This window comes from Streptomyces sp. Ru62, assembly GCF_002920615.1.
In the GTDB taxonomy this organism is placed as follows: domain Bacteria; phylum Actinomycetota; class Actinomycetes; order Streptomycetales; family Streptomycetaceae; genus Streptomyces.
On record NZ_PQSU01000084.1, the window covers coordinates 1 to 2,244 of the forward strand.

Annotated in this window: 4 protein-coding genes; all 4 read left to right on the forward strand. The window is 71.2% G+C overall.

Annotated elements, in window-relative coordinates:
* On the forward strand, positions 1–223 hold a 223-nt coding region (locus tag C3492_RS45275; protein WP_219822142.1), incomplete at its 5' end, for a hypothetical protein.
* A 151-nt stretch (positions 224–374) separates the two neighbouring features.
* Complete coding sequence (locus C3492_RS43760; protein WP_103818106.1) at positions 375–713, forward strand: antibiotic biosynthesis monooxygenase; 339 nt, start codon at positions 375–377, stop codon at positions 711–713.
* Positions 710–1,597: an NAD(P)-dependent oxidoreductase gene (locus tag C3492_RS43765; protein ID WP_103818107.1), complete on the forward strand. Its 888-nt coding sequence runs from the start codon at positions 710–712 to the stop codon at positions 1,595–1,597. The genes C3492_RS43760 and C3492_RS43765 overlap by 4 nt, the downstream gene beginning before the upstream one ends.
* The coding region (locus C3492_RS43770) for an amidohydrolase family protein (protein ID WP_181140870.1) at positions 1,594–2,244 on the forward strand (651 nt) is incomplete at its 3' end. The genes C3492_RS43765 and C3492_RS43770, both read left to right, overlap by 4 nt.

Genomic DNA, 2,244 nt, shown 5'->3' on the forward strand with positions numbered 1-2,244 from the left:
CTTCGGGCTGCCGCAGCAGCAGTCCCGGCACACCACGACCCGGCACGGCGCCGCACCGGTCCGCGTCGCCGCCTCGCCTGCCGCTTCTTCCGCCGGCCTGTCGGGCACGCCGCGCCACTCCCCTCCCGGGGAGGTCCGCCCCGGTGTCACCTCGAAGGGTGATCATCCTTTCATCCCCGGCGACGATCCGTCACCCGGCCGCCCTACGGCGGGTCACCCCTGAGGAGGACCCCTGTCAGTCACTCGAAATGACTAATGACGGAATGTGCACCCCTTGTGCCGACTGGCCGCTGCCCCATTCGGAGTTGCAGCCGTACGAGGGACATGAGTCCGTTGGTGTCGTGTCCTGCCGGATCTCACTCAGGAGGAGACACATGGGCACCAACCACAACGGCCTGTCGGCCGAGAAGCTGAACGTCGTCTTCGCGGTCCGCGTGGTCGAGGGCGGCGAGCAGGGCTTCCTGGATCTGTACGAGCACCTGAGGAAGTCCGTGTCCAGCACCCCCGGCCACATCGTCGAACGGCTCGGGGAACCCGTCGACGACTCCCGCCAGTGGGTGATCACCAGCGAGTGGCGGTCGGCCGAGGACTTCTTCGCCTGGCAGCAGGGCGAGGAGCACCAGGAACTGGTGGCCCCGCTGCGCCAGTTCGTCGACCAGCGGCAGTCGATGCGGTTCCGGGTGATCAAGGAGACCAAGGGGGTGTCCGCATGACGGGCACCGTCAACGGCCCCGTCGCCGTACTCGGACTCGGCACGATGGGCGCCGGCCTGGCCGGTCGCCTCCTCGACCAGGGGATACCGGTCCGGGTCTGGAACCGTACCCCGCAGCGCACCGCGCCGCTCGCCGAGGCGGGCGCCCACGCCGCCGCCCACCCCGCCGACGCCGTCGCGGGCACCAGCGCCGCCCTCTGCGTCGTCTCCGACGGCGAGGCCCTCGGTGCCGTACTGCACGGGCCGCACGGTGTGCTGGCCGACGGCCCGTACCCCGGCGTCCTGATCTGCGCCAGCACCGTCGCCCCCGACGAGGTCGTGCAGATCGCCGGGGACGCGCCCTCGGTCCTGGACGTCGGCATGCTCGGCAACCGCGACCACGCCCGCGACGGAGAGCTGCGGTTGTTCGCCGGCGGCGAGAAGCGGGTCTTCGACGCCGCCCGCCCGCTGCTGGCGGCGCTGGGCAAGGAGGTCATCCATCTGGGCGCACTCGGGTCCGGCATGCGGATGAAACTGCTCCTCAACCTGCTGATGGGCATAGAGGTGCAGGCGCTGGCCGAGGCCACCGAACTGGCGGACGCCTGCGGACTCGACCGGCAGCTGGTCCTCAAGACCATCGCGGGCAGCGGCTTCGCCTCGCCGGTCATGGCGTTCAAGTCCCGCCGCCTGGCCTCCGGCCGGTTCGACGAGCCGGACTTCCGGCTGCGGCTGATGGCGAAAGACCTCATGCTCGCTTCCAAGCAGGCAGCGACAGTCGGCCTGAGTCTGCCGTTGGCGACCGCCGCGGCGGAGACCCACGTCCGTGCCACCGAGCAGGGACTGGGCGACCAGGACTGTGCCGCGGTCACCCGCGCACTCGCACCGAAACCGGAAACCGACACGTGATCATCGACATCCACGGGCATCTGTCCCCACCGGAAGCGGCCGAACGCTTCCCCATGCCCCCGAGCCTGACCGACGTCGACGGCATGCTCGCCGCCCGCGCCGAGGCCGGGATCGACCTCACCGTCATCGGCAGCCCCGTCGGGGCCGGCGCGATGGCGCGGGTGCCGGGCGTCGACAACTACGCCCAGCCCCGCGACCGGCTGCGCCGCTTCCACGACTGGATGTCGGGGCTGATCCGGAGGTTCCCGGACCAGTTGCGCGGCTACGTGTACGCCAACCCGTTCGGCGACGACGATCACCTCGAAGGAGTCCGGGAGACCCTCGCGGACCCGGCCTTCGTCGGGCTGATCACCACGTCCAGCGTGCATGGCGAGCTGCTCGGCTCGCCCCGCGCCGACTCCTTCTTCGCACTGGCCGCGGAGGCGGGGGTGCCGGTGCTGGTGCACGCCCCGGCCGAGCCGGTGGGCACGGAACGGGTGGACGAGACCGGGTTCGTCGAGCAGATCGGCCGCTTCGGCGACGTCACGATGGGCATGGCCATGATCGCGTTCGCGGGGTGGCTGGACAAATACCCGGGTCTGCGGTTGATCGGCGCGACCGGCGGCGGCGCGATGGCGCTTCTGCCGGAGCGCCTGCAGACGGCGGCG

Excerpts from the sequence above, each read along its gene's own strand:
- C3492_RS43765 (WP_103818107.1), top strand. The coding sequence starts at position 710 with ATGACGGGCACCGTCAACGGCCCCGTCGCCGTACTCGGACTCGGCACG.
- C3492_RS43760 (WP_103818106.1), top strand. The coding sequence starts at position 375 with ATGGGCACCAACCACAACGGCCTGTCGGCCGAGAAGCTGAACGTCGTC.